We start from the raw sequence: 20,641 nt of genomic DNA, 5'->3' as shown, positions 1-20,641 counted from the left end.
TCGTTTGGGGCAATCAGTATTGACGGGCCTTGGCCAGTCGTTCGTTGAGGGTCTTGGCCACTGCGTCGGTGCGCGCGCTGGTGGAGACTTGCGCCACGCCGACCCGCCACCACGACAGGTATTTGTGAATCATCGTCTTGGGCAAAACCTTGATATCGATCAGCGTCGACACGGTCTGCAACCGCGCATCCGCCAACGCAGCTTGCAACTCCTCAACGGTGTTCACTTTGTAAGTCTTGCAGCCGTAAGCCGCCGCGCTCATGGCGAAATCCACCGGCACGAAGCCGCCATCGAGCTTGCCGGTTTCCGGATTACGGAAACGGAACTCGGTGCCGAAGCTGTTCATGCCGTGTTCCATTTGCAGGTTGTTGATGCAGCCGAAGGTCATGTTGTCCAGCAACACCACGTTGATCTTGCGCCGCTCCTGGATCGAGGTCGCCAGTTCCGAGTGCAGCATCATGTAGGAGCCGTCGCCCACCAGCGCATAGACCTCACGCTCAGGCTCGGCGAGCTTCACGCCCAGTGCTGCGTTCACCTCGTAACCCATGCACGAATAACCGTACTCGACGTGGTAAGTGTTCACGCCCTTGCTGCGCCAGCTGCGCTGCAGGTCACCGGGCAAACTGCCGGCGGCGGCGACGATCACGGCGTCATCGGCCAGTGTTTCGTTTAGCACGCCAAGCACACGGCTTTGGGTCAGGCAGGAACCGGTCAGCTCGATGAACTCGCGCAGTACCGCCGGGTCCAGGTGATCGTTGATTTCCGGGACGAAATCTTTCGCCTGGTATTCGACCTGATAAATGCGATCGACTTCCTCATCCAGTTGCGCCTTGGCCTGACGGGGCTGATCGCCCCAGCTCGAGCGGTAATCACCCAGCGCTTCGGCCAGTGCCTGCAAACCGGTTTTGGCGTCCGCCAGCAGCTGCACGCCGTCGAGTTTCAGGGCATCGCAGGGGCTGATATTGAGATTGAGAAATTGCACATCCGGGTGTTTGAACAAGGATTTCGACGCGGTGGTGAAATCGCTGTAGCGAGTGCCGACGCCGATGATCAAATCAGCATCCTTGGCCAACAGATTCGCCGCCAGGCAACCGGTTTCGCCGATCCCGCCGACGTTCAGCGGGTGGCTGGACACCACCGCGCTCTTGCCGGCCTGGGTTTCGGCGAAGGGAATATCGAAGCGCTCGGCGAACGCCTGCAGCGCGGCATTGGCGCCGGAGTATTTGACCCCACCGCCGCAGATGATCAGCGGTTTGCGCTTGCCTTTGAACAGGGCCACGGCATCGCCGAGCATCGCTTCGGTGGCCGGTCGGCGCTCAATGCGATGCACGCGTTTTTGCAGGAAATAATCAGGATAGTCGTAAGCCTCGGCCTGCACGTCTTGCGGCAGGGCCAGGGTCACGGCGCCGGTTTCGGCGGGGTCGGTGAGCACGCGCATGGCGTGGATCGCCGCGGTCATCAGCTGCTCGGGACGGTTGATCCGGTCCCAGTACTTGCTCACGGCCTTGAACGCATCGTTGGTGCTGATGCTCAGATCGTGGAATTGCTCGATCTGTTGCAGCACCGGGTCCGGTTGACGACACGCATAAACGTCGCCGGGCAACAGCAGCAAAGGGATGCGGTTGGCGGTGGCCGTCGCGGCAGCGGTGAGCATGTTCGCCGCACCCGGGCCCACCGATGAAGAACAGGCATAGATCTTGCGCCGCAGGTGTTGCTTGGCAAAACCGATGGCGGCATGGGCCATGCCTTGTTCGTTGCGGCCCTGATGGACGATCAGGTCGCCGCTGTCCTGTTCCAGGGCCTGCCCCAGACCCAGCACATTGCCGTGGCCGAAAATGGTAAAGATCCCGGCGACGAATTTGCTCTGAACCCCATCGACCTCGATGTACTGGTTATCGAGGAATTTCACCAGGGCCTGGGCCATGGTCAGTCTTGTTGTGGTCATGCTTGCACCTTCCTTTGAAGCTAAATCCGGTGTGTGCTGTGGAATGCAATCCACTGTGGGAGCGGCGGTGCGGCGATCCGACTTGCCCGCGATAGCGATCTACCTGACACATCAATGTTGAATATGCTGCCGCCATCGCGGGCAAGCCCGCTCCCACAGGGTTCTCCATTAACCCAGGGACTTCTGCAGGTGATCCATGCTCGCGCCAATCGCCGTCTGGATATCCGCCAGGCCATGGACGCTGTCGGCGAACGGTTCGAACGACAGGTAGCCGCTATAGCCGGTAGCGAGCAAGGTTTCGATCTGCGCCGCGTTGCCGAGGATGTCGCCCTCGCCCACCAGCACCCGATGGCCGTCACGAATGGTCGTCAGCGGCGCCTCGGCATCTTCGACGCCGGAGATGTGCACCAGCCCGGTCAGCTCGGGGAAGAATTCATGTTCGCTGGCCAGGTGATGGTGAAAGGTGTCATGCACCAGACGGAACACATCCAGCCCACCGATGGCCTTGATTGCATCGACCGCGGTGCGTTTGCGCCGCAGCGAACACTCTTCGAAACCCAGCGGCTCGATAAAACCGAGGATGCCGTGATCACGCAGGATCGGCGCCAGTTCACTTAACGCCGTGCGCAGGCCGGACGCACGCTGCGCCTCGGTACGCGGATCGGCGCGGTCGTTCAGCGGGCACATGACCAAACCCTGCGCGCCGCAATCGCGGGCATAAGCGGCAAGCTTCAGCGCGTGTGCGCGGCGCTCGTCATTCCAGACATCGAACGGATACAGCGCGTTGATCGACAGCACGGTGATGCCTTTGGCCGCGCACAGTTCACGGACGTGTTCGGGCGCGGTGCCGTCCTCGATCTCGACGCCTTTGAGGTCATTGCGAATCTCGATGGCGTCGGCCTTGAGGGTCACCGCCAATTCGATGAACGCGGGCAGGGACAAACGTGGGGCGACCATACGGTTCAGGGCGAAACGCAGGGGTTTGCTCATTTTTTGTTGTTCTCCGCACAAGTGAATTATTTGGCTGTCGGCATGCTGAATTCAGGGCCCTTGGCGATGCTGTCGGGCCAACGCTGCATCACGCTTTTGTAGCGGCTGTAGAAGCGGATGCCTTCTTCACCGTAGGCGTGATGATCACCGAACAACGAACGTTTCCAGCCGCCGAACGAGTGCCAGGCCATGGGCACTGGAATCGGCACGTTGATGCCGACCATCCCGACCTTGATGTTGCGGGCAAACGAGCGAGCAATGCCGCCGTCGCTGGTGAAACACGACACGCCGTTGCCGAATTCATGGGCGTTGATCAACGCCACGGCGCTGGCGAAGTCCGGCACCCGCACGATGCCCAGCACCGGGCCGAAAATCTCCTGCTGGTAGATGCTCATCTCGGTGGTGACGTTATCGAACAGCGTCGCGCCGACGAAGAAGCCGTTCTCGGCCCCCGGCACCTTGAAGTTGCGTCCGTCGACAATCAGTTGCGCACCCTGGGCCACGCCTTCGCTGATAAAGCCCTCGACCTTGGCCTTGTGTTCGGCGGTCACCAGCGGCCCCATGTCGCTGTCGCCCTGCATGCCGTTGCCGACTTTCAGTTGATCGATGCGCGGCAGCAGTTTGGCAATCAACTGGTCGCCGACATCACCGACGGCCACGGCAATCGAAATCGCCATGCAGCGCTCGCCAGCCGAGCCATACGCTGCGCCGATCAGCGCATCCGCCGCTTGATCCAGATCGGCATCGGGCATGACGATCATGTGGTTCTTCGCACCGCCCAGTGCCTGCACACGCTTGCCGCGCGAGGTCGCTTGCTGGTGGATGTACTCGGCAATCGGCGTCGAGCCGACAAAGGAAATCGCCTCGATGTCCGGGTGTTGCAGCAAGCCGTCGACCGCGGCCTTGTCACCCTGGATCACGTTGAACACACCGTCCGGCAACCCGGCTTCGGTGAGCAAACGGGCCATCAGCAAACTGGCGGATGGATCGCGCTCGGACGGCTTGAGGATGAAGCAGTTACCGGTGACCAACGCCAGCGGGATCATCCACAACGGCACCATCACCGGGAAGTTGAACGGGGTAACCCCGGCACACACGCCCAACGGCTGGCGCAGGTTCCAGTTGTCGATGCCACCACCGATGTTGTCGCTGAAATCGGTTTTCAGCAGGTTCGGCGCACCGCAGGCGTACTCGACGATTTCGATGCCGCGCGTTACTTCGCCCTTCGCGTCCGAGAACACCTTGCCGTGTTCGCGGCTGATGATTTCCGCCAGTTCGTTGTGATGACGGTCGAGCAGTTCCTTGAACTTGAACATCACCCGCGAACGGCGCAGGGACGATTGCTCGGACCAGGCCGGGAACGCTTTCAGGGCCGAAGCAACGGCGTCGTCCACAGTCTTCTGGCTGGCCAACCCGACCCGCGCCTGAACGCTGCCGGTGGCCGGGTTGAAGACATTGCTGAACCGCTCGCTACCGCTGTCCTGCACCTGACCGTCGATGTAATGGCCTATGACCGGGGCGTCGCTCATTGTTCTTGTTCTCCGTTCGAATATTGGAATTCAGGCGTTGTAATTCAGAGATCCAGAAGCCAGCTGTGCTGCGGATCGTTATGGAACTGCCAGACGCGTTTCGGGCCGGCCATCACGTTCAGATAATACGACTCATAGCCGTAGGGCACGCTGACCGGGTGATAACCCTTGGGCACCACAACCAGATCGCTGTTTTCCACCGCCATGGCCTGATCGATACTGCGATCGTCGGTGTAGACCCGCTGGAACACGAAGCCCTGGGGCGGGTTGATCTGGTGGTAATAGGTTTCTTCGAGAAAGCTCTGGTGCGGCAGATCGTCGGTGTCGTGCTTGTGCGGTGGTTAGCTCGACGAGTGACCGGACGGCGTACGCACTTCCACCACCAGCAGCGAATGGGCGGGCTCGGTGTCCGGCAAAATGTCGCAGACATATCGGGTGTTGGCACCCTTGCCGCGCACGCTGCGTTTCATGCTGTCGGGTTTGATCAGCCTTGGGACGAGGTTTTCGGCGGTGGAACCGGGCGCCGCGCACACGGCGATTTGCACGTCGCTCAACGCCACCACCTGGGCCTGGCTGCCGGGTGGCAAATACACGGCGAACGGCGATTTGTCTTCGAACACCGACTGACGATCGCCGATGTTGTCCCAGTCGAATGCGCCCTGCCCCGGTGCTTCACCCTTGATGCCGACCCGACCGCTGAGCAGCACCAGACACAATTCCTTGTCGCCCGCGCTGACCGGCAGGGTTTCGCCGAGGCTCAGGCGGTAAGCGGCGAAACCGACGTATTCCAGCTCACCCTGCCCCAACTCGACCATGGTCCGGCCGCGGGCGTTGCTTTTGACCAACAGGCTCATCGCGCGGTCCTCTCGTTGAGCAGTGCACGCAGGGTGTCGTAGCCTTTTTTGGCGTAAACGTAACTCGGTGCCACCGCTGGATCCTGCTCGGCTTCCACCACCAACCAGCCGTGGTAATCGGCGCCCAGCAGGACGTCGAGCAAGGCGCCGAAATCAATATCGCCATCGCCGGGCACAGTGAAGGTGCCGTTGATGATGCAGTCCGGGAAGCTCCACAGGTTGTTGCGCGCCAGTTGCACCACCGGTTTGCGCACGTCCTTGAAATGCACGTGGCAGATGCGTTCGATGTGTTTGCGCAGCACCTGCAACGGTTCGCCACCGCCCATGTAGCAGTGGCCCGAATCGAACAGCAGGCCGACTTCGCTGCCGGTCAGCGCCATCAGTTTGTCGATGTCGGCCGGGGATTCGACGTAGGCGCCCATGTGATGGTGATAGGCCAGGCGCACGCCTTGGGACAGGGTGAAACGCGCCAGTTCGGTGAGTTTGTCAGCGTATTCCTGCCAGGCTTGCTCGGTGTGGAAACGCGGGCGTTCTACCAGCGGAATGCGCTGGCCTTGAATCGAGTCAGCGACTTCGCCATAGACCAGCACCTTGGCGCCGTTCTTCGCCAGCAGCTCGACATGGCTGGCGATGGCGTCGATTTCCTCGGCCACGGAACGGCGGGCCAGACGGCTGGAATACCAGCCGGACACCAGCGCCAGATCGTAGGGCCGCAGCACGTCGCCGACGCCTTTGGCATCCTTGGGGAATTTACCGTTGAGTTCGAAACCTTCGTAACCGATGTCCTTGCCTTCGCTGAGGGCGGTGCTCAACGGCGTCTCGCCACCGAGGGACGGCAGGTCGTCGTTGCTCCAGGAGATCGGGTTGATGCCAATTCGGATAGCGGGCATGGCTGCACCTTTTATTGTTTTACATAACCAGTAAGAGCGACACAAAACCCTGTGGGAGTGGCGGTGCGACGATTCGACTTGCCCGCGATTGCGATCTAGCTGTCACATTGATGTTGAATGTGCCGCCGTCATCGCGGGCAAGCCCGCTCCCACAGGTATTGCGGTGTTTCATCAAGCCCGGGCCGTGCGCCAGGCGTCGATCAGCTCGACGAACGTGCCCTGCACCTGGCGGATCAGCGTTTCGTCGTCGATTTCACCGGCCATCCACGCGCGGCTCGGTTCCTGGAAAATCGTCCGGCCCACGGCAAACCCGCGGCAGGTATGGCTCTGGCTGGCTTGCTGAAACCCTTCGGCCAACGCCGCCGCCGGGGCATTCAAGCCCAACAGCACGACACCACGGCAATACGGATCGCGTTCCTGAATCAGTTCGTCGAGTTGTTTCCATTCCTCGGCGCTTTGCGCTTCGATCTTCCACCACGCCGGGTAGATGCCCAGGTTGTAGAGGCGTTTGAGCGCGCGATACAGCACGTCGGGGTGGGTTGACGAGTGATCCTTGGGCGGAATGATCTCCAGCAGTAGTTCATGCCCGCTGACCTGGGAGGCCTGATACAAGCCCTTGATCTGCGCTTCCTGCTCCAGACGCAGCAGCGGCTCGTCGTCGGGATGAAATTGCACCAGGCATTTGATGATCTGTTCTTGCGGCCAGGCGATCAGGTTGCTGCCGATCGAGCGCCCGTGCTCGAACGCCAATGGCCGCGAACCCTGCACTTCCACCGGACGTGCCACCCACCAGCCGCGACCAGTGGCGGCGTTCAGCGAGTCCTGACCAAAACGTTGATCGGCCAGCAAGCCGACATCGGCATCGACGCCCTGCTCACGCAAATCCGCTTCGACCCGTTCCACGGCTTTGATAAAGAGTTGTTTGAGTTCGCCAATGCTGCTCAGGTCGCGCCCGCCCTTATGGGCCAGCTCCACCAATTGCCCGCGATGATCGAAAGCGAAGATGAACAGCTGCTTCCACTGTTTACGCGGCACGCTGACCTGATGCAGTCGCTGCAACACGGCGTCCTGATCCGGCCGGGTGATCGGCACCGGGCTGTTGAACAGGTAATCGAGTTCGGCGCGGGTCGGCATCGCCGGGGCGCAGGCATGGCGCGACACCACCAGCCCACCGCAGGCATTGGCCAACTGGCAGCAGCGCTCGTCGCTGGCGTCCTCCAGCCAGCCGCTGAGGAAACCCGACATGAAGGCGTCGCCGGCCCCCAGCACATTCAGCACTTCGACGCGCACGCCGGGATAGATAGCGCCGTCTTCGAGACGCGCCGGAATCACCCCATGAATCACCGTGCAGCCTTGCGGGCCGAGCTTGACCACCAACGTCGCCGCGCTCAGTTGCCGGACGTTGCGCAATGCGGTGAGCAAATCCTCGGAACCACCGGCAATCAAAAACTCTTCTTCAGTGCCGACGATCAGGTCGAACCGCGGGAGGATTTTCTGCACGTGCTGGCTGACGTTCTGATCGGCGACGAACCGGGTTTCGCCGTCCGCCTTGCCGGCCAGGCCCCAGAGCACCGGGCGGTAATCGATGTCCAGCACCCGTTTGACGTTGTGCTTCTCGGCGTAGTCCAGCGCCTGGATGCTCGCCTTGTAGACGCCGTCGGTGGAGAAATGGGTGCCGGTGATCAGCAAGGCTTTGCTGGAGGCGATGAAGGCTTCGCTGATGTCTTCGGCGCGCAACGCCATGTCGGCGCAATTTTCGCGGTAGAACACCAGGGGAAAGGTTTCGCGGTCCTTGAGGCCCAGCAGGACCATGGCGGTCAGGCGTTCCGGATCGACCTTGATGCCGCTGACGTCGCAGCCTTCGCGGGTCAGGGATTCAACGAGGAAGCGGCCCATGTGGTCGTCCCCTACCCGGCTCAGCATCGCCGACTTCAGGCCCAGCCGCGCGGTACCGAAGGCGATGTTGGCGGACGAACCGCCGAGGTATTTGGCGAAACTGCTCACATCCTCCAGCCGCGCCCCGACTTGCTGCGCATAGAGGTCGACGCCTAGGCGCCCCAGGCAAATCAGATCCAATTGACGCCCACTGGCAAAACGAGTCTGGCCCATGCTGGCTCCTGTTATTTTTATCAGCCTGCGTTCGGGGCGATGAAGGCGCCGAACACTCTTGGTGGATGCAGACTAAAACGACCGGGACCGAACAATCAATAATTATTCTAAATATTTTTTACGTGGAATATTTTTTCCAATAAACTTCAACACAAGCGCTCCAGACACAGTGCATCGTTTCAGCAGACCCGATGATGGCCGCAAGCTCAAGATTTTATTCCGGCCTACCCTGTAGACTGCGCACAGCCAACCTATTGTCAGGGGATGACCCGCCTGTCATCTCTATAAGAACAAGCCAGAAGGATTCCTTATGTCCCGCACCGATCAGCCGGCTACGACCGAGAGCACGCCCGACAGCGATCTCGCCAGCCCTCCGATCAATGCCGAGCGTTTGTTGCAGCTGATCACCGATGAATACGAAAGCCTGCCGCGCCAGCTCAAACGCATCGCCAGCTACATGAGCCAGCAGAGCGACCGGATCATGGTCGACCGCATCAGCGACATCGCCCGCGAATGCGAAGTGCACCCGTCGGCCATCGTGCGGTTTTCCCAGCGTTTCGGGTTCAGCGGTTTCAGCGAAATGCAGGCGCTGTTCCGTGAGGCCTACACCCACAAAACCACGCCGGTGCAGAACTACCAGCAACGCATCCGCAGCATGATCGCCAACAAGTCGCAGAAAGCCAGCGGCGGCGATCTGGCGCGCGAGTGCATCAACGCCACCCTGTCGGGCATCGAGCGGCTTGGGGCTGGAACTCGATGACCAGGCCTTCGACAAGGCCGTGGACCTGGTGGTGAATGCCGACAACATCTATGTGGTCGGGGTGCGCCGCTCATTCGCGGTGGCCGATTACCTGGTCTACAACCTGCAACACACCAACAAGCGCATCCACCTGGTGTCGGGCCTCGGCGGCAGTTACCGCGAGCAGATGCGCAGCGTGCGCGCCAATGACCTGGTGATCGCCATCAGCTTCACGCCCTACGGCAAGGAAACCCAGCACTGCCTGCGTATTGCCCAGCACAATCAGGCGAAAACCCTGATCATCACCGACAGCAACCTTTCACCTTTGGCCAAGCGCGCCAACACTGTGCTGCTGGTCAACGAAGGCAGCTCGTTTGCCTTCCGCTCGTTGAGTGCGACCTTGTGCCTGTGCCAAGCGCTGTTTATCGCCGTGGCTTATCGACTGGAATTGAAGGTTGATGAGATTCATGAGCAGGTAGGCTTTGAGGATTAGCCTTTGAGGATTAGCGCGAGGCCGTTTGCAGGTCGCTGAACCTCAGCTAAGGTTGTCCATCCCCCAAGGACCGTCTGAAGGAGAGGCTCAATGAAACTGATCGGCATGCTGGATTCGCCCTACGTGCGGCGCGTCGCCATTTCCGCCAAATGCCTGGGCATACCGCTGGAGCACGAGTCGGTTTCGGTGTTCAGAAACTTCGAGCAGTTCCAGCAAATCAACCCCGTGGTGAAGGCGCCGACCCTGGTGCTGGATGATGGCGAGGTGTTGATGGATTCGACACTGATCATCGACTATCTGGAGGCTCTGGCCGCGCCGGGCAAAAGCCTGATACCCGACGATCTGGATCAACGCTTGCGCTCGCTGCGGCTGACTGGCCTGGCGTTGGCAGCGTGCGAAAAGTCGGTGCAGCTTTACTACGAACGCAACCTGCGGCCCGCGGAGATTCAGTACGCGCCTTGGGTGGAACGGGTTGAAGGGCAACTGGCCGCGGCGTATTCGGCGCTGGAGCGGGAGCTGGAAAAACAGCCGTTGAAAACCGACGGTTCGATTGCGCAGGACGGGATTACCCTGGCGGTGGCCTGGAGTTTTACCAACCTGGTGGTGCCGGATCAGGTGCAGGCTACGCAGTTTCCGCGAATCAGCGCGTTCACAGAGTATGCCGAGGGACTTGAGGTGTTTGTCGGTACGCCGATCGATTGAGAGATGCAGCGACAGTACCGACCCCATCGCGAGCAGGCTCGCTCCCACAATTGATCTCCACCGATCTCATATTTCTGCATCCGACACAGACCCCCTGTGGGAGCGAGCCTGCTCGCGATGGCGTCCTCAGGCCATTTTCTTCAAGTCAGGCTCCAGCACCACGTCTAACCGATCCGCCCCGCGCTCGGCTTCGGTTATCAGCTGGAAAACACGTAGCGCCCTTTGACCTTCTTCGAGCCCAGGAATCCCAGGTCCGGGAACAACAGCGTTTTGAGGTAAGCGACAAAAAACACCATGCCCAAACTGATTGCGGCACCAATGAGCGTCAGCAGCGGATCCTCCTCAAACCCCTGGAACATTCGCGGAAACTGGCTCAGGGACAGGATCACGTAGATGGTGTAGGCCTGCGCAACGTTCTTGTAAAAACCCCAGGCGAACAGCAGCGGCACCCCTGCGGCAAACAGGGTGAAAAACACGGTGGCACCTGGCCCGATCATCGAGCCGAGGAAGAACCCGAAGACTGCACCGAGCAACGCTTGAGCAATCGTCAGAAAAAGTAACGTCTTGATCTTGCCGGAGTGCCGCTGACACAGCGCGGGGTCCGCATAGGCACCGATCCAGTACGCCAGCACCCGATCCTTGATCTCGCCGCCGGACAGCGTCTTGAAAATTTCGGTCTTCGAGCGCCCGCTTTCGAGCATCGCCACCAGTTGCCGTTTGCTTTCCTTTTTGTCCAAGGTATTTCTCCTGTCAGGCAAAACAACATTAATAGTGGGGGCGGATGTGCTCCCGCTGGGGCGATTCTCGCTGCTTGGGCATCCGAAAAGCAAAACGCCGCTTCTATCTGAGATAAAAGCGGCGCAAGCAAGTGCCTCAAGGGGTCACGTCAGCAAGGCAATCAGAATGATGATCGGGATCGGTACGCCAAGAAAGAACAGCAATAAAGAGCGCATGATGGTTCTCCTGGGTTAGCGAACAGGTGGCAGCGTCGTGGTTGTGGTGGTGGTCACGTAGGCATCGGTTTCCAAATACTCCACGGCATCCCGACGACGACCGCCGAAGATCGCGGCAAGGCTGGCAAAAAATGCACCGGCCAGCAGCGCGACGAACATCCACAACGCGGTCAAGGCAGCGGCTTTGGCCGCCTGTTCCGCAGCCATTTTGGCGTCTGCCACGGCTTTTTGGGTGCGGGCATAGACTTCATCGATACGACGCTCGGCGTCCGCTTGCGTGAGGTTGGTCCGCTGGGCGATCAGTTGCGCCAGATAGGCTCGATCCTCGACCGCTAGTTGGCCGTCATTGCTCAGGCTGCGCGCGAAGATGCGGGTGACGATGCCGTAGGCGGCGTCATCGCTGACAGCAACCGGGCGATCATCGCGGAACAGACTGTCGATAAAGTAGCCGTACGGATCACTGTCGGCATCGCTGACAGCCTGGGTCATGGCGCTGGTGGCACCGCCGGCGACCGTGGCCCCGGCCTGTACGCCGCCGCTGACGATGTTGCTGACCGAGCCGACCACCAGGGTCGCGGTCACCAGCGTCGCGATACACCAGGCCAGGAAGCCATGGGCCGTGTCACGGAAGTAGACCTCATCGCCGTGCAGGTAGGCCCACCTCACCCGCAGGCGACCGGCGATGTAGCCACCGAGCCCGGACGCCACGATCTGGGTAAAGGCCAGCCAGATAATCGTCGAGATACCCAGGCTCTTGGCGCTGACGCCTTCATGGGCCCACGGCGACACCGCCGAAAAACCCAGACCAAAACCAAGCAGTACGAGAATCAGCGACAACGCCGCAGCCGCCACGGCCCCGGCGAAGATAGCGGCCCAGGACACGCCCGAGAGCGTGCTGAACTCATCTGCGACAGGATAAAAACCATCAGAGGATCTGTTCATTGTTGTAGTGCTCCAGGCAGGTGTTACAACTCGTCAAACGAGCAAGTGCAGTCAACGTGCCAGACGCCCCACTCAAATAAATCGTTCTAATTCAATTAGTTGAAACCAATGAACTTCTCAGGGTCATGCAGTTTGCAAGACGCCGGCCATATCGGCGGGTTTTATGCATTGATCAAAATGGTGCCTGCATGAAGTTTTATTTAGAAAACCATCGATCATTTCTTGGCAAAATGCCTCGCAACGTCTTGAACACCTAATCAGGCAAGCCCTATGACCCGCATCTTGACCATCGAAGACGACGCTGTGACCGCCCGGGAAATCGTCGCCGAACTGAGTAGCCACGGCCTCGACGTGGATTGGGTCGACAATGGCCGTGAAGGCCTGGAGCGTGCAGTCAGCGGCGACTACGACCTGATCACCCTCGACCGCATGCTGCCGGAGCTCGATGGTCTGGCGATTGTCACCACCCTGCGCACCATGGGCGTGGCCACGCCGATCCTGATGATCAGCGCCCTCTCCGATGTCGATGAACGGGTTCGCGGCTTGCGCGCTGGCGGCGACGATTACCTGACCAAACCGTTCGCCACCGATGAAATGGCCGCCCGGGTCGAAGTCTTGCTGCGCCGGCAAAACACCGTGACCGCCCAGGCCACCACATTGCGTGTGGCCGATCTGGAGCTGAACCTGATCAGCCACGAGGCCAGCCGCGACAGCCAGTTGCTGACGCTGTTGCCCACCGAGTACAAGTTGCTGGAATTTCTGATGCGCAACACCGGGCAGATTCTGTCGCGGATGATGATTTTCGAAGAGGTCTGGGGTTATCACTTCGACCCTGGCACCAACCTGATCGACGTGCACATCGGCCGTCTGCGCAAAAAGATCGACCCGCCAGGCAAAGTCCCACTGATTCGGACGGTGCGAGGCTCGGGTTATGTCATTGCTGAACCCCTCTAAAGGCTGGCGCTCCTCCAGCAGCCGCTTGCTGGCGCTCTACAGTTCGCTGTTCGTGGCCTGGAGCGGGATTCTCATGGGCGTCATGTACTACGAGGTGTCCAGCTACCTGGACACCCTGGCCAAGCATTCGTTGATGCAACGTCAGCATCTGTTTTCTCGCTTCCAGGGCGAGCAACTGGAGGACGCCCTCGCCGCCAGCGTGACCTTCGACATTCGCGGCATCGATGCCTATGGCCTGTTCGATGACCAGCAGCGCTACCTCAGCGGCCCCTTGCGCCAGATCCCTCAAGGCCTGCCGCTGGACGGCAAGATTCACATCCTCAGCGACTGCGTCGACGCCGACGACCCGACCCTGCCCACCGACAGTTGCGATGCCGTAGCGACCCGGACCCTGGACGGACGTTGGCTGATACTGGTGCGGGACAACGGTTCGCTGTTTGCGGTGACCCGGATCATCCTGCGCGCGCTGCTGTGGGGCGTGTCGCTGACCATTCTGCCCGGCATCGCCGGCTGGCATTTATTGAGACGGCGCCCGCTGCGACGGATCCGGGCGATCCAGGCCAGCGCCGAAGCCATCGTCGCCGGTGACCTGACCCGGCGTCTGCCGCTGTCCAACCGCCGTGACGAGCTGGACATGCTCGCCGCCATCGTCAACGCCATGCTCGAACGCATCGAGCGCTTGATGAACGAGGTCAAGGGCGTGTGCGACAACATCGCCCATGACCTGCGCACACCACTGACGCGCCTGCGGGCGCAGCTGTACCGGATTCAGCAGCAGGCCGATGACGGTTCGACGCTGGCCGTGCAACTGGATTCGGTGCTCGGCGAGGCCGATACCTTGATGGCACGCTTTCGTGGCTTGCTACGGATTTCCGAGCTGGAGGATCGCCAGCGCCGTTCGGGTTTCGTGCAACTGGACCCGATGCCGTTGCTGCAAGAACTGCATGATTTTTATCTGCCGCTGGCCGAAGAAGGCGAGCTGACCTTTGAACTGCAACTGCCCGAGTCCCTGCCCCGACTCAACGGCGACCGGGCGCTGCTGTTCGAAGCCGTGGCGAATTTACTGAGCAACTCGATCAAGTTCACACCGCCGGGTGGCAAGGTGATTTTGCGTGGGGTGAATGACGCTGGGCATACGCGGATTGAAGTACTCGACTCCGGCCCCGGCATCGCGCTGGCCGAACGTGAGGCGGTATTTCAGCGTTTCTATCGCGCCGAGGGCGCAAACCCGCAAAGCGGATTCGGGCTGGGGTTGTCGATCGTCGCAGCGATTGTCAGCCTGCATGGGTTTACGCTGGAAGTGGGCAGTAGCGAGTTGGGTGGCGCGTTGTTGGTACTCGATTGCCGGCAGAGCTTGATCCCTCAGGCCTGACCCAAATACCTGAACTGACACATAACCATAGATGTGGGAGCGGGCTTGCCCGCGATGGCGGCCTGACAGAGAAAAATATGTCGCCTGATACTCCGCTATCGCGGGCAAGCCCGCTCCCACAGGAGATTTGTTTGGGCCGGGAAGTTGGCGGGGCTCGACTCAGTACCCAGGAACCTCGCGCAGAAACACCGGCAGATCAGTGATCGGCGGCAGGGCCGGAATCTCGACGTACATCTGGACCACCCAGCCTCGGTGATAACTGGCGTGGTTGACCACATGCAACAGCATCGCGCCGGCACTCATGACCCCGCTTTCCCCCGCGACGGAGGTGAATTCGATGGGTTGATCCAGCGACTCGTCGGTCTGGGCCGAGCTCCATCCACAGAACCATTGATCGATCTCCTGTTGCGCCATTCGCAGCTCGGGGAGTTCGGTATGGAGCAGGTTATGGGAGGTTTTGAAGTCGTGCCCTCGGCCCTCCAGGTGGGCTTGCCAAATGCAGTCCACCACGTAGATATGGTTCAAGGTGCCGATGATGTTGCTGAACACCGACACCCGTTTGCGGTTGAGCTCTTCCGGTGGCAGCGCCATGAGGCTGTCGAAGAGTCGCTGATCGGCCCAGCGCCTGTAATCGGCGAGCATGCGGGCAGTGCGTACGTTGATCATCTGAGGTCTCCCATGAAGATGGGCGCATTGCCAAGAATAGCCCTCGCGGCTGGCAGCATCGTAAACGCTGATCATCGGTCACGCCGTACGCGATCTTGTAGCCGCTCCCACATTAAACCTATAGCGAACACAGGATCTCGTCGCGAATTAAACCAAGATCAGACGTTGCACCACCCGCTCGGCCAGTGCCAGGCAACTGGTCAGCCCCGGAGATTCGATGCCGAACAGGTTGACCAACCCCGGCACACCATGCACATCCGGACCGCTGATGACGAAGTCGACGGCCGGATCGTTCGGCCCGCTGATTTTCGGGCGAATGCCGCTGTACGCCGGTTGCAGGCTGTCATCGGGCAACGCCGGCCAGTAACGCCGGATCGCCTGATAGAAACTGTCGCTACGGCGGGGATCGACGCGGTAATCGACTTGCTCGACCCATTCGACATCCGGCCCGAAACGCGCCTGACCGCCCAAATCCAGGGTCATGTGCACGCCCAGCCCGGCGCTTTCCGGTGCCGGGTAAACCAGATGCCGGAACGGCGCCCGGCCACTGAAACTGAAGTAACTGCCCTTGCACAGCCAGGCCTTGGGCACGTGCTGCGCCGGCAAACCTTCGATCCGGCTCGCCACTTCAGGCGCGGACAATCCCGCGCAGTTAATCAACTGACGACAGCTCAACGTCATCGGCTGAGCGCCGCCCATGTGCAGCTCGAAACCGTGCCCGGTGCAACGGGCCGATTCCAATGGCGTGTGAAAGGCTATCGACGTACCGCACGCTTCAGCATCTGCCTGGAGCGCCAGCATCAGGGCATGGGAATCGACGATGCCAGTGGACGGCGACCAAAGCGCGGCAACGCAGGACAACGCCGGCTCAAGCGCCCGCGCCTGCCCGGCATCCAGCCATTGCAGGTCATCGACGCCGTTGCGCCGGCCCTGCTCCAGCAATGCCTGCAAGGCATGGCGCTGGTGGTCATCGGTGGCCACGATCAGCTTGCCGAGACGCTGGTAATCGACGCCGCGCTCATCGCAGAAGGCATACAGCCGTTGCCTGCCTTCCACGCACAATTGCGCCTTGAGACTGCCGTTCGGGTAATAGATGCCGGCGTGGATCACTTGCGAGTTGCGCGAGCTGATGCCCACGCCAATCCCCTCGTCCGCCTCGACCAGAATCACTTCTCGCCCGGTCCGCGCCAGGGCCCTGGCCACCGCCAGCCCGACCACACCGGCCCCGACCACCACGCATTCAATGTCGACGCTCACCTGCCCTCCACGCATTCAAGCCAGCCCTCGCTCCGATAATCGGCCACGCTGGAGATTATCGCCAGCATGACCACGAAGATCCCGTCACGAGTTACATAGGGTCCGTTCCATCCAACGGTCATCAAAACGACAACTAACTGTCAATTAGCTGAACCACTACACACTTTAATAACCGAACCCCGTTTAACCGGCCATTAAGTGCACTTTTACGATTGACTTCACCCACCTCGCTCAGTAAATTGCCCGGGCCGGTAACAACGGCCTTTTATCAACTTATAAAAGAATCCAATGGACACAGTATCTAGTCGCTGTCGGATGACTGCAGATATGCAGAATCTGGCACATAACCCAGACAATGACGGGACTCGACTTTTCGGTCGGGTGAGCTGCGCTAGAGCCTGAGGCTCCACCGTAACTTGCCTCACCGGAATCAGTCCGGCCCAGGGGCATGTTATGAACTTCAAAACCACTGTAATGCCAGGCGTACGCGCCTTTGCATCGACCATGCGGGTCAAGCTTTGCCGTGAGCGTCTATTGAAGACTCGGCTCAGCGCCCCGTTTTCCGCCCCTTCTGTCCACACCAAGGCACAACCTCATGCCAACTGGCGCGTCTGCCCGACGACGGGCCGGCTTCAGCAACGCTGGAGCTTCGACGAAAGCCAGGACCCACCGAGTCGGCGCATCGCGCGCCTCTTCCAGCAGGCGAGCCTGATGCTCGGCCTGTACATCGGGGCACGCACTCTCAATTGATTTGAAGGCACTTTCAAAGTCCTTCCTGAACGGTTTACTTAAAACGAAATCCGACAACTTCCTGCTGCCTGTTAAAAACAAATTTTATTGGAGTTAGTTATGGACGACGCCAGTAGTCGGTTCGCTGCCTGTCACGTGTTAGTTGATGGACAGCGAACGTTAAAACATCAAAACACAATCTTCCGACTCGATCGCTTATTTGCGGCTCGACATACGTGCGCTCGTCTTTGATTAGCTGAGTACCTGTGTGTCGTGCCGCAAGACTGCGGCAGGAGCACAGCAATGACCCTTGTAAAAACCGCAAAAAAAACCACCCGCGGCGCCTCCAGCGACAACGCCAAGCTGTCGATGCGTGCCGCCCGGGAAGCGCAAAACGGCCTGGCCGTAACCCTCTCCAACCTCAACGCCACCGCTGACGGTTTGACCGAACTCGAAGCCGAAGGCCGTCTGGCGCGCGGAGGCCACAACGAAGTCGCCCACGACAAGCCGCCTCACGCCATCGTTCAACTGCTCAAAGCCCTGAACAACCCCTTCATCTACGTGCTGCTGACCTTGGCCGGTATCAGCTTCTTCACCGACTACTGGCTGCCGGTCAGCCAGGGTGAAGGCGACGACGCCGACCTGACCAAGGTCATTATCATCATGACCATGGTCAGCCTGAGCAGCCTGCTGCGGTTCTGGCAGGAATACCGCTCGGCCAAGTCCGCCGAAACCCTCAAGGCCATGGTGCGCACCACTGCCACTGTTCTGCGTCGCCCACAAAAGGGCCGCCCGCCGATGCTTCGCGAAGTACCCATGCGCGAACTGGTGGCCGGCGACATCGTGCAGCTCAGCGCTGGCGACATGATCCCGGCGGACATCCGCCTGATCGAATCCCGCGACCTGTTCATCAGTCAGGCCGTACTGACCGGCGAAGCCTTGCCCGTCGAGAAGTACGACACGCTTGGGGATGTGGCGCAGAAGTCAGCGACCGGCAGCGCAGCCGATCAATCCAACCTGCTCGACCTGCAAAACATATGCTTCATGGGCACCAACGTGGTCAGCGGCACTGCCAAGGCGGTGGTGGTCGCGACCGGTTCGCGCACCTACTTCGGCTCACTGGCCAAAGCCATTGTCGGCTCACGGGTGCAAACCGCGTTCGACCGCGGGGTGAACAGCGTCAGCTGGTTGCTGATCCGTTTCATGCTGGTCATGGTGCCGATCGTGTTCCTGCTCAACGGTTTCTCCAAAGGTGACTGGAGCGATGCGTTCCTGTTTGCACTGGCGGTGGCGGTCGGCCTGACTCCGGAAATGCTGCCGATGATCGTCAGCGCCAACCTGGCCAAAGGCGCCATGGCCATGGCCAAGCGCAAAGTGGTGGTCAAGCGCCTTAATGCGATCCAGAACTTCGGTTCGATGGACGTACTGTGCACCGACAAGACCGGCACCCTGACCCAGGACAAGATCATTCTTGAGCACCATGTCGACATCAATGGCCAGCGCGACGATTCGCTGCTGGAACTGGCCTGGCTCAACAGCCATCACCAGAGCGGCCTGAAAAACCTGATGGACCAGGCCGTGGTGCAGTTCGCCAATCGCAACGCGACATTCCGCGTGCCGTTCGCCTACAGCAAGGTCGATGAACTGCCGTTCGACTTCGTGCGTCGGCGCCTGTCGATCATCGTCAAAGACACCCGCGACGATCACCTGATGGTGTGCAAAGGCGCGGTCGAGGAAATGCTGACCATCGCCAGCCACCTCCATGAAAACGGCGCAGTCGTCGCGCTCGATGAACAGCGCCGCAAAGACCTGCTGGCCCTGGCCAACGAGTACAACGAGGACGGCTTCCGGGTGCTGTTGGTCGCCACCCGCGAGATCCCGAAGGCACAGACGAAAAACCAGTACGCAACCAGTGACGAACGCGAATTGGTGATTCGCGGCTTCCTGACCTTCCTCGATCCACCGAAGGAAACCGCCAGCCCGGCGATTGCCGCACTGCGTGATATGGGCGTGACTGTCAAAGTACTGACCGGCGACAACGCCGTGGTGACCTGCAAGATCTGCCGCGAAGTCGGTCTGGAACCCGGTACGCCGTTGCTCGGCCAAGACATCGAGAAGATGGACGATGCCACCCTCAAGGCGCAGGTCGAGGAACGCACGGTGTTCGCCAAGCTCACCCCGCTGCAGAAATCCCGGGTGCTCAAGGCGTTGCAGGCCAACGGTCACACCGTGGGCTTCCTCGGTGACGGCATCAACGATGCCCCTGCCCTGCGCGATGCCGACGTCGGTATTTCGGTGGACAGCGGCACCGACATCGCCAAGGAATCGGCCGACATCATCCTTCTGGAAAAGAGCCTGATGGTGCTCGAAGAAGGCGTGCTCAAGGGCCGCGAAACCTTCGGCAATATCATGAAGTACCTGAACATGACCGCCAGCTCCAACTTCGGCAACGTGTTCTCGGTACTGGTGGCCAGTGCATTCATTCCGTTCCTGCCGATGCTGTCGATCCACCTGCTGCTGCAAAACCTCATGTACGACGTCTCTCAGCTGGCGCTGCCGTGGGACAAGATGGACAAGGAATTCCTGCGCAAGCCCCGCAAGTGGGATGCGAAGAACATCGGCCGTTTCATGCTGTGGATCGGGCCGACCTCGTCGGTCTTCGATATAACCACCTTCGCGGTGATGTGGTACGTGTTCGCCGCCAACAGCGTGGAGATGCAGGGCCTGTTCCAATCCGGCTGGTTCATTGAAGGGCTGCTGTCCCAGACCCTCGTGGTGCACATGCTGCGCACGCAGAAAATCCCGTTTTTCCAGAGCACTGCGGCGTTGCCGGTGATCCTGATGACCGGGCTGGTGATGGTGCTGGGCATCTACATTCCGTTCTCGCCACTGGGCACGCTGGTCGGTCTGCAACCGCTGCCCTGGGCGTACTTCCCATGGCTGGTCGGCACCTTGCTCAGCTACTGCGTGTTCGCGCAGATCATGAAAACCCTCTACATCCGTCGCTTCAAGCAATGGTTCTGATGGCCTGAACACCTATGGTGAGTGGGCAAGTCCTAATGGATTGAACACCGCAATTCCTGTGGGAGCCCGCAACGGGTCGGCTGTGCATATCTCGAATCGGCAGGGAACTCCTGAGCACCGTCAGGCATCCTAAATTATGTGTTACTTCCTTTACGCTTTCGGAGGACGCCGTCATGCGCCGTCTGTTGCTCATATCTTCACTAGTGCTTTGCTTGCCCGTTGGTTCGGCCATGGCCGATGTAGATGCAAAAGATGTCGCCACCTCGGCCGGGGTCTCCGCATCGCTGTACTCGACGTTCAAGGATGACAAAATCATGATTCCCGCACGGGATGATGCCTCTAGCTTCGTGGCAAGTGGCGGTACGATTCGCGGCGTTTACCTGGAGTCGGTGTTGCAGGAAATTCGACAAAATCATCCTGACCTCAAGGCAAGCGACGAGGACCTGGCCAAAGCAATCCTCGCTCAATAAGCTCCCGTCGCTGAAACCTGTAA

General features: G+C 60.2%; 15 protein-coding genes and 2 pseudogenes. 7 read left to right on the top strand and 10 right to left on the bottom strand.

Annotated elements, in window-relative coordinates; translation table 11 throughout:
- Nucleotides 1-13: 13 nt before the first annotated feature.
- From iolD to iolC, 6 genes and pseudogenes are all read right to left on the bottom strand, one after another.
- Entirely contained in the window at nt 14-1,945 is a 1,932-nt protein-coding gene (gene iolD, locus PSH65_RS12495; RefSeq protein ID WP_305426469.1) for a 3D-(3,5/4)-trihydroxycyclohexane-1,2-dione acylhydrolase (decyclizing), read from the bottom strand.
- 168 nt (nt 1,946-2,113) lie between these two features.
- On the bottom strand, nt 2,114-2,935 hold the full coding sequence (locus PSH65_RS12490) for a TIM barrel protein (RefSeq protein ID WP_305426468.1): 822 nt from the start codon (nt 2,933-2,935) through the stop codon (nt 2,114-2,116).
- Nucleotides 2,936-2,961: 26 nt separating this feature from the next.
- On the bottom strand, nt 2,962-4,464 hold the full coding sequence (locus tag PSH65_RS12485; RefSeq protein WP_305426467.1) for a CoA-acylating methylmalonate-semialdehyde dehydrogenase: 1,503 nt from the start codon (nt 4,462-4,464) through the stop codon (nt 2,962-2,964).
- Between the two features lie 44 nt (nt 4,465-4,508).
- Nucleotides 4,509-5,318: pseudogene (gene iolB / locus PSH65_RS12480) on the bottom strand (5-deoxy-glucuronate isomerase).
- Nucleotides 5,315-6,208, bottom strand: coding sequence for a myo-inosose-2 dehydratase (iolE, locus tag PSH65_RS12475; RefSeq protein WP_305426466.1), 894 nt, complete (start codon nt 6,206-6,208; stop codon nt 5,315-5,317). The pseudogene iolB and the gene iolE overlap by 4 nt, the downstream one beginning before the upstream one ends.
- 171 nt (nt 6,209-6,379) lie before the next feature.
- The gene (gene iolC, locus PSH65_RS12470) at nt 6,380-8,317 is read right to left on the bottom strand and encodes a 5-dehydro-2-deoxygluconokinase (protein ID WP_305426465.1); all 1,938 of its coding nucleotides are present in this window, start codon (nt 8,315-8,317) and stop codon (nt 6,380-6,382) included.
- A 310-nt stretch (nt 8,318-8,627) separates the two neighbouring features.
- Between iolC and PSH65_RS12465 the strand changes: the two are divergent.
- Both PSH65_RS12465 and PSH65_RS12460 read left to right on the top strand, forming a co-directional pair.
- Nucleotides 8,628-9,549: pseudogene (locus tag PSH65_RS12465) on the top strand (MurR/RpiR family transcriptional regulator).
- 90 nt (nt 9,550-9,639) lie between these two features.
- On the top strand, nt 9,640-10,251 hold the full coding sequence (locus PSH65_RS12460; protein WP_305426464.1) for a glutathione S-transferase: 612 nt from the start codon (nt 9,640-9,642) through the stop codon (nt 10,249-10,251).
- Between the two features lie 197 nt (nt 10,252-10,448).
- Here the strand turns inward: PSH65_RS12460 and PSH65_RS12455 are convergent, their stop codons facing one another.
- Both PSH65_RS12455 and PSH65_RS12450 read right to left on the bottom strand, forming a co-directional pair.
- Nucleotides 10,449-10,988: a hypothetical protein gene (locus tag PSH65_RS12455; protein ID WP_305426463.1), complete on the bottom strand. Its 540-nt coding sequence runs from the start codon at nt 10,986-10,988 to the stop codon at nt 10,449-10,451.
- A gap of 231 nt (nt 10,989-11,219) precedes the next feature.
- Entirely contained in the window at nt 11,220-12,146 is a 927-nt protein-coding gene (locus PSH65_RS12450; protein ID WP_305426462.1) for a hypothetical protein, read from the bottom strand.
- A 270-nt stretch (nt 12,147-12,416) separates the two neighbouring features.
- Between PSH65_RS12450 and PSH65_RS12445 the strand changes: the two genes are divergently transcribed.
- Together PSH65_RS12445 and PSH65_RS12440 are read left to right on the top strand one after the other, a co-directional pair.
- Nucleotides 12,417-13,100, top strand: coding sequence for a response regulator transcription factor (locus PSH65_RS12445; RefSeq protein ID WP_052966859.1), 684 nt, complete (start codon nt 12,417-12,419; stop codon nt 13,098-13,100).
- On the top strand, nt 13,078-14,472 hold the full coding sequence (locus tag PSH65_RS12440) for a HAMP domain-containing sensor histidine kinase (protein ID WP_305426461.1): 1,395 nt from the start codon (nt 13,078-13,080) through the stop codon (nt 14,470-14,472). The genes PSH65_RS12445 and PSH65_RS12440 overlap by 23 nt, the downstream gene beginning before the upstream one ends.
- A 159-nt stretch (nt 14,473-14,631) precedes the next feature.
- On the opposite strand, the gene PSH65_RS12435 is transcribed toward PSH65_RS12440, so the two are convergent.
- Together PSH65_RS12435 and PSH65_RS12430 are read right to left on the bottom strand one after the other, a co-directional pair.
- The gene (locus PSH65_RS12435; protein WP_305426460.1) at nt 14,632-15,138 is read right to left on the bottom strand and encodes a DinB family protein; all 507 of its coding nucleotides are present in this window, start codon (nt 15,136-15,138) and stop codon (nt 14,632-14,634) included.
- A 147-nt stretch (nt 15,139-15,285) separates the two neighbouring features.
- Complete coding sequence (locus tag PSH65_RS12430; RefSeq protein WP_305426459.1) at nt 15,286-16,395, bottom strand: NAD(P)/FAD-dependent oxidoreductase; 1,110 nt, start codon at nt 16,393-16,395, stop codon at nt 15,286-15,288.
- Between the two features lie 453 nt (nt 16,396-16,848).
- Between PSH65_RS12430 and PSH65_RS12425 the strand changes: the two genes are divergently transcribed.
- From PSH65_RS12425 to PSH65_RS12415, 3 genes are all read left to right on the top strand, one after another.
- Nucleotides 16,849-17,145, top strand: coding sequence for a hypothetical protein (locus tag PSH65_RS12425; protein ID WP_305426458.1), 297 nt, complete (start codon nt 16,849-16,851; stop codon nt 17,143-17,145).
- Nucleotides 17,146-17,427: 282 nt separating this feature from the next.
- Nucleotides 17,428-20,148 carry a magnesium-translocating P-type ATPase gene (gene mgtA / locus PSH65_RS12420; RefSeq protein WP_305426457.1) on the top strand — a complete coding sequence of 907 codons (2,721 nt, stop codon included), beginning with the start codon at nt 17,428-17,430 and terminating at the stop codon, nt 20,146-20,148.
- Between the two features lie 173 nt (nt 20,149-20,321).
- Nucleotides 20,322-20,618: a DUF2388 domain-containing protein gene (locus PSH65_RS12415; RefSeq protein ID WP_305426456.1), complete on the top strand. Its 297-nt coding sequence runs from the start codon at nt 20,322-20,324 to the stop codon at nt 20,616-20,618.
- Nucleotides 20,619-20,641 lie beyond the last annotated feature (23 nt).

It is taken from the genome of Pseudomonas sp. FP603, from assembly GCF_030687415.1.
Taxonomy (GTDB): domain Bacteria; phylum Pseudomonadota; class Gammaproteobacteria; order Pseudomonadales; family Pseudomonadaceae; genus Aquipseudomonas; species Aquipseudomonas wuhanensis.
This window is presented reverse-complemented; position numbering and strand designations above follow the sequence as displayed.